Below are 6455 nucleotides of genomic sequence, written 5' to 3' on the forward strand. Positions count from 1 at the left end.
GCCCGGATACCTGCCCCGGCCATATTCTTTGTGGACTAGAAATTACCGATGCTCGATTATCTGTCAAGAGGATACTCCGGAATGCGGACTATCCACCCGCGTGGCGCCCTGTGCGCCTGCCTGGCTGCCCTCAGGGCCTCCAACGGGGCAGGCGGCGCAACGCGTCAGCGCTGGGTGACGCGGCGCACGGGGGAAGGGACGGGGCGCATCGCTTGTCGCTGACGGGGTCCGCCTGTTATTGACTCGCGAATCAATCCACCACCGGGACTCCCCCTCAAGGACCAGCGATGCTCAATCCGTTCACCGACGAGCACGAGGCGTTTCGAAAGACGGTGCGCGCCTTCGTGGAGAAGGAGATGGCGCCGTACGGGCTGGAGTGGGACCGCGCGGGCATCTTCCCCCGCGAGCTCTTCAAGAAGTGCGGCGAGCTGGGCTTCCTGGGCATCAACCACGACCCGAAGTTCGGCGGCAGCGGCCTGGACTACTGGTACGTGACGGCGTTCGCGGAGGAGTTGAGCCGCAGCCGCAACGCGGGCGTGAACATGGCGCTGCTGGTGCAGAGCCAGATGGCCACGCCCATCATCAACGAGATTGGAACGGACGAGCAGAAGCGCGAGTTCCTGGAGCCGGCGCTCAAGGGCGAGCGCATCGCGGCCCTGGGCGTGAGCGAGCCGGGGTGCGGCTCGGACGTGGCGAGCATCAAGACGACGGCCCGGCGTGATGGCGACGACTACGTCATCAACGGCTCCAAGATGTGGATCACCAACGGCACGCGCGCGGACTTCATCACGCTGGCGGTGCGCACCGGAGAGCAGGGCTACGGCGGCATCTCGCTGGTGACGTTCCCCACGGACGTGAAGGGGTTCGGCGTCTCCAAGAAGCTGGACAAGGTGGGCAACCTGTCCTCGGACACGGCCATCCTCTACTTCGAGGACTGCCGCATCCCCGCGCGCTACGTGCTGGGCGAAGAGAACATGGGCTTCTACCACATCATGACGAACTTCCAGGGCGAGCGCCTGGTGGGGGCCATCACGACGGTGGGCGGCATGGACCGGATGCTGGAGGACGCCCTCCAGTACGGCAACGAGCGCGAGGCGTTTGGCCGGCCGCTCATCAAGTTCCAGGTGTGGCGCCACAAGTTCGTGGAGCACCTGGCGGCGGTGGAGGCGGCGCGGTGGCTCACCTACCACGCGGTGGACCTCTTCGACCGGGGAGAGAACCCCGTGAAGGAGATCTCCATGGCGAAGCTGTTCGCGGGAGACCTCGCACAGCGCGTGGCCTACGACTGCCAGCAGTTCTTCGGCGGCATGGGCTACATCGAGGAGACGCCCATCGCGCGCATGTGGCGGGACGTGCGGCTCATCACCATCGGCGGTGGCACCTCCGAGGTGATGAAGGAGATCATCTCCAAGCTGTACGGCTTCTAGCTACTTCTTGCGGAAGAGGGACTCCGCGGCGCTGAGCAGCGCGTCGCGGGAGTCCTTCACGTGCAGGCCGCCTTCGCCCAACTGGAACAGCTCGCAGAAGTTGGAGGCGTCCTTGTCGCGGGGCACCTCCGCGAAGGGCTCCTTGCAGGCCTTGGCCACGGACAGGTCGAAGTGCCGGCAGTTGCGGCACGAGCGCAGGTCCTCGTCACAGCCGGGGCACGCGTCGTTGCGGCCCACCTGGTTGGCGATGATGTCGAGCGTGCGTCCGCAGTGCGCGCAGCCGGGCATGGCGGTCCTCCCCGTGGATCAGAGCCGGGGCGGCATCCTGCCAGAGTCCGGAGACCTTTAGCGCTGCACGGTGGACGCGAACGCCGGGGCGGAGAGCGAGGAGGCCTCCTGGGGCCGGCGCAGCTCGCCGGTGGCGTCCAGGAGCTGGTCGTCCAGCCGCTTGAGCAGGAACAGGACGTAGGCGGACAGGGCGGACAGGACGGAGGCCATGATGCCCAGCAGCATGCCGCGCTGCCAGCGGTGGGCCCGCTCCATCACGCCGCGCCGCTCCTTGAACGACTTGAGCTGCGCGTCCACGGACGTGCCGTCCAGCTTCTGGGCGAAGTCGGTCGCCTGGGCGCTGCCCCGGGCCATGAGCCAGCGGCCCTCGGCCTGCAGGGTCTCCGCGCGCGTGTAGCAGAACGCCGCCCCGCCCGCGAAGAGCAGGGAGACGCACAACGCCGCTGTCACGCTCCGGGTGCCCATGCCACCAACCCTCCGGAAAGTCCGTTGGCACGACCCACGAGACAGGCCGCGACTGCTCCGGCTTTCCGAAGACAGTAGCGGATGCTAGGGACGGCTTCTGACATGGGCAAGTCCTACCGTCCTAAAGACCACTATTTCCAGAAAGCCAAGCAAGAGGGCCTGCGCGCGCGTTCCGCGTTCAAGGTCGATGAGATCCTCAAGCGCTTTCCGACATCCGTCAAAAAGGGCGCTGCGGTGCTGGATCTGGGGGCGGCGCCGGGGGGCTTCCTGCAGATCCTCGTGGACGCGGTGGGCGTCTCCGGGCGCGTCGTCGGCGTGGACATCGTCGCCATCCGACCGTTCTCCCAGAAGCAGGTGACGACGGCGGTGCTGGACGTGCTGGCGGACGACTTCGACGCGAAGCTGGCCGCGCTGTACGACGGGCTCTACGACGCGGTCATTTCGGACATGGCGCCGAAGACGTCCGGCATCAAGGGCACGGACGAGGCGCGCAGCCTGCGGCTCGCGGGCAAGGCGCTGGAGGTGGCCGCGGCGCGGGGCAGGCCCGGGGGCACCTTCGTGGCGAAGGTCTTCATGGGCGGCGACTTCGAGGCCTTCCGCGACGACGTGCGCAAGCTGTACGAAGAGGTGAAGGTGGTGCGGCCGGAGGCCACGCGCGGCGCCAGCATGGAGGTCTACGTGGTGGGGCTGCGCCGCCGCGCTCCCGCCGCGCCTGTCGCTTCCTGACAAAGGAAGGGACCGCGAGGGCGGGGTGCGGCGTCTAGAGTGCCGCCCATGTCTGATTTCCCGCGCCCGCGTGCGCTCGCCGTCCTGCTGTGCCTGTTGTCGTTGGTGGTGCTGCCCGCGTCCGCGCGGGCCCAGCCGAAGTCGCCTCCGTCGTGGAAGGCGCTCGACGCGCTCGTCGAGGACGGCAAGGTGGAGGAGGCCGCGCGCGGGGTGGAGGCGCGGCTGGCGGCGGCGAAGGCGAAGCGCGACGCGGACGAGTGGACGCGCGCGCTCGTGCGCACGGTGCAGCTGCGCACCCAGCTCCACGGCTACGAGACGGCGGTGCGCTTCCTGCGCGAGCAGCCGTGGCCCGACGACGCGCGGCAGCGGGCGACGCTGAACCTCTTCTACGCGGCGGTGCTCACCCACTACGTGGACGCGTACCGCTATGAGATTGGCCGGCGCGAGCAGGTGGTGTCCCAGGGCCCGGTGGACCTGAAGGCCTGGACGAAGGATCAGCTCCTGGCGGAGGTCCAGCGCGCGCATGCCGCCGTCTGGGCCCTGCGCCAGGACCTGGGCACGCAGCCGGTGAAGGCGCTCTCCGAATACATCGAGGCGAACACCTACCCGGAGGGCATCCGCTCCACGCTGCGCGACGCGGTGACGTACCTCTGGGTGGGCGTGCTGGCGCGGTCGGACCTGTGGAAGCCGGAGCACGAGCTGGACGTGTTCCGCCTGGACGTGGGGACGCTGCTGGAGGGCGCCCCGAAGGTGGAGCTGACGGACGGCTCCGTGCATCCGCTGTCGAAGGTGGCGGCGCTCCTGGGCGACCTGGAGGCGTGGCACCTGGGCGCGGGCCGGCGCGAGGCGGCGCTGGAGGCGCGGCTGCGGCGCTACGCGGTCCTCTCCTCGTCGTTCACCGAGGAGGCGGATCGCCTGCGGGTGCGTCAGCACCTGGCCGCGCACCTGAAGGGCTTCCGGGACGTGGCGTGGTGGTCCATGGGCCAGCGGCAGCTCGCGGACCTGGAGGCCGGCGCGGGCCACCCGGTGACGGCGCATGCGCTCGCGAAGGCGGGCGCGGAGGCGTGGCCGAAGTCGTTGGGCGGGCAGCGCTGCGCGGCGCTGGTGGCGCAGCTGGAGGAACCCGAGGTTCAGGCCCTGGGGATGGAGGCGGATGGGCCCGGCAAGCGCTCCATCCAGGTGCGGCACCGCAACGTCCCCAAGGTCTTCTTCCGCGCCTACTCGCTGGACGTGGAGGCGCGGCTCGCGAGGCCCTCCGTGGAGCTGTCGCTCCTGGCCTACGGCGCGGAGGTCCGGCGCATCCTGGACACGCGCAAGCCCGATGCGGCCTGGAGCACGGCGCTGCCCGCCACCCCCGACTTCCAGCTGCACACGACGTTCGTGACGCCGCCTCCGCTCGCCTCCGGCGCGTACGTCATCGTCCTGTCCGTCCGCGAGGACTTCCGGGAGAAGGACAACAAGATCATCTCGATGCCCATCTCGGTGACGCCGTGGGTCGTGGTGGTCCGGCGGGACGGTTCGCGTCGCGTGGAGGTGCGCGTGGTGGACGGCGCGACGGGTGCGGCCGTGCCGAACGTGGAGGCGCGGCTCGTCACGCCGGACTACCAGAAGCGCGTCTACACCACCGTCACCCGCCGCACCGACGCCAACGGTGAGTTCACGGTCGAAGCGCGGCCGGAGACGTATCAGCAACTGACGCTGGTGCTGGGGCGGGGTCGGAGCGTGATGGTGTACCCGGGCACGTTCTTCCTCGCGTCGGAGCATCGCTCGCCGCCGGTGGATCAGGCGCTGGTCTACACCGACCGCGCGGTGTACCGGCCGCAGCAGAAGGTGCTCTGGAAGGTGGTGTCCTTCCGGGCGGAGCAGGATTCGAAGCGCTACCAGGTCCTGCCGGACGCGGCGGTGAATGTCACGCTCGTGGACCCCAACGGCCAGGTGGTGGAGACGCGCGACGCGCGCACCAACACGTTCGGTTCGGTGGCGGGCGAGTTCACGATTCCCACCGGCCGGCCGTTGGGCGGGTGGACCGTGCGCTCGAGCCCGTCGGGCGCGGCCTCCGTGCGGGTGGAGGAGTACAAGCGGCCCACCTTCGAGGTGACGCTGAAGGACGCGCCCGAAGCGCTGCGGCTCAACCGCCCCGCCACGTTCAAGGGCGAGGCGCGCTACTACTTTGGCCTGCCGGTGACGGCCGGCAAGGTGAAGTGGCGCGTGTCGCGCGAGCCGGTGCTGCCGCCGTGGTGGTACTGGGAGCGCCCCTCCATGCGCTCGCGGCTGGTGGCCTCCGGTTCGGCGTCGCTGGGCGAGGACGGTGGCTTCTCCGTGTCGTTCACCCCGCAGGCGGATGAGCGGATGGCGAAGACGCCGGGCCTGTCGTGGCGCTACCGCGTGGAGGCGGACCTGACGGACGAGGGCGGCGAGACGCGCTCCGCGAACCGCGCGTTCCGCCTGGGCTTTGTCGCGGTGGAGGGCCGCGTGGAGTCCGACACGGGCTTCTTCCGCGAGGATCAACCCGCGCAGGTGCGGCTTGTGCGCTCGAACCTGGACGGCGCGCCCCAGGCGGGCCCGGGTCGCTGGCGGCTGGTGGCCCTGAAGCAGCCCTCGCGCCCCCTGCTGCCGTCGGAGGAGCCCGTCCGCGTGCCCCTTCCGCTGGAGGGCGCGGAGCGCAAGGAGTCGACGCCCACGCCAGGGGATGCGCAGAAGCCCCGCTGGGAGGGCGACTTCGAGGTGGCGGAGACGCTGCGGTACTGGGAGGACGGCGCGGAGCTGGCCCAGGCCCCCGTCACGCATGACGCGCAGGGCGTGGCGCCCGTGACGTTGCCGGCGCTGCGCTCGGGCGCCTACCGCCTGCGCTACGAGACGACGGATGCGTTCGGACAGAAGGCCACCGCCCAACATGACTTCGTGGTGGCGGGCGCGAGGGCCCCGGTGGCCCTGCCGGCGATGCTGCTGGTGGAGCGCTCGTCGGTGCGCGTGGGCGAGGTGGCGCGGCTGGTGGTGACGTCCGGCTTCGAGGGCCAGCCGTTGGTGTTGAGCCTGTACCAGGGCCGCCAGCGCATCGAGCAGCGCGTGCTGAACGCGGGGCAGGGGCGGGCCGTGGTGGAGATCCCGGTGACGGAGACCCTGCGCGGTGGGTTCACGGCGTCGCTCTCCGTGGTGCGTGACTGGCAGCACGTGGGCCTCATGGCGACGGTGTCCGTGCCCTTCGACGACAAGGAGCTGTCGCTGGAGTTCGCCACGTTCCGCGACACGCTGCGGCCCGGTGCGAAGGAGACCTTCCGGGTGACGGTGAAGGGGCCCCGGGGCGCGAAGCTGGAGGCCGGGGCCGCGGAGCTGCTCGCGTACATGTACGATCAGTCGCTGGACCTCTTCGGGCCGCACTCGCCGCCCCAAGCCGCGCAGCTCTATCCGCAGCAGGCGTGGGAGCCGCAGATCCTCTCGTCCACGAAGGGCTACAGCACCGACTGGATCTCCGACGACGTCCGCGGGGCCCCGGAGGTGCCGGAGCCCCGGGCGGATCATCTCAAGTTCGCGGACGGGTACGGGCTGGGC

At 70.2% G+C, this 6455-nt stretch carries 5 protein-coding genes; 3 read left to right on the plus strand and 2 right to left on the minus strand.

Going from position 1 to position 6455, the window contains the following annotated elements; translation table 11 throughout:
- Positions 1–287: 287 nt before the first annotated feature.
- Positions 288–1427, plus strand: coding sequence for an acyl-CoA dehydrogenase family protein (locus tag D7X12_RS18855; RefSeq protein WP_120626660.1), 1140 nt, complete (start codon positions 288–290; stop codon positions 1425–1427).
- Here the strand turns inward: D7X12_RS18855 and D7X12_RS18860 are convergent, their stop codons facing one another.
- Entirely contained in the window at positions 1428–1715 is a 288-nt protein-coding gene (locus D7X12_RS18860) for a hypothetical protein (protein WP_120626661.1), read from the minus strand. It abuts the gene before it with no gap.
- Between the two features lie 57 nt (positions 1716–1772).
- Positions 1773–2180, minus strand: coding sequence for a hypothetical protein (locus D7X12_RS18865; RefSeq protein WP_120626662.1), 408 nt, complete (start codon positions 2178–2180; stop codon positions 1773–1775).
- A gap of 81 nt (positions 2181–2261) precedes the next feature.
- Here D7X12_RS18865 and D7X12_RS18870 point away from each other — a divergent pair, with 81 nt between their 5' ends.
- Together D7X12_RS18870 and D7X12_RS18875 are read left to right on the plus strand one after the other, a co-directional pair.
- Positions 2262–2906 (plus strand): SAM-dependent methyltransferase, encoded by a 645-nt coding sequence (locus tag D7X12_RS18870; RefSeq protein WP_120626663.1) that lies wholly within the window; start codon positions 2262–2264, stop codon positions 2904–2906.
- A 48-nt stretch (positions 2907–2954) separates the two neighbouring features.
- On the plus strand, positions 2955–6455 hold a 3501-nt coding region (locus D7X12_RS18875), incomplete at its 3' end, for an MG2 domain-containing protein (protein WP_244224637.1).

Origin of the sequence: Corallococcus sicarius, from assembly GCF_003611735.1 — a bacterium.
GTDB lineage: Bacteria > Myxococcota > Myxococcia > Myxococcales > Myxococcaceae > Corallococcus > Corallococcus sicarius.

What these genes read in the sequence shown, in the direction of transcription:
- D7X12_RS18855 (WP_120626660.1), top strand. Translation starts at nt 288, where the DNA reads ATGCTCAATCCGTTCACCGACGAGCACGAGGCGTTTCGAAAGACGGTG.
- D7X12_RS18860 (WP_120626661.1), bottom strand. Translation starts at nt 1,715, where the DNA reads ATGCCCGGCTGCGCGCACTGCGGACGCACGCTCGACATCATCGCCAAC.
- D7X12_RS18865 (WP_120626662.1), bottom strand. Translation starts at nt 2,180, where the DNA reads ATGGGCACCCGGAGCGTGACAGCGGCGTTGTGCGTCTCCCTGCTCTTC.
- D7X12_RS18870 (WP_120626663.1), top strand. Translation starts at nt 2,262, where the DNA reads ATGCTAGGGACGGCTTCTGACATGGGCAAGTCCTACCGTCCTAAAGAC.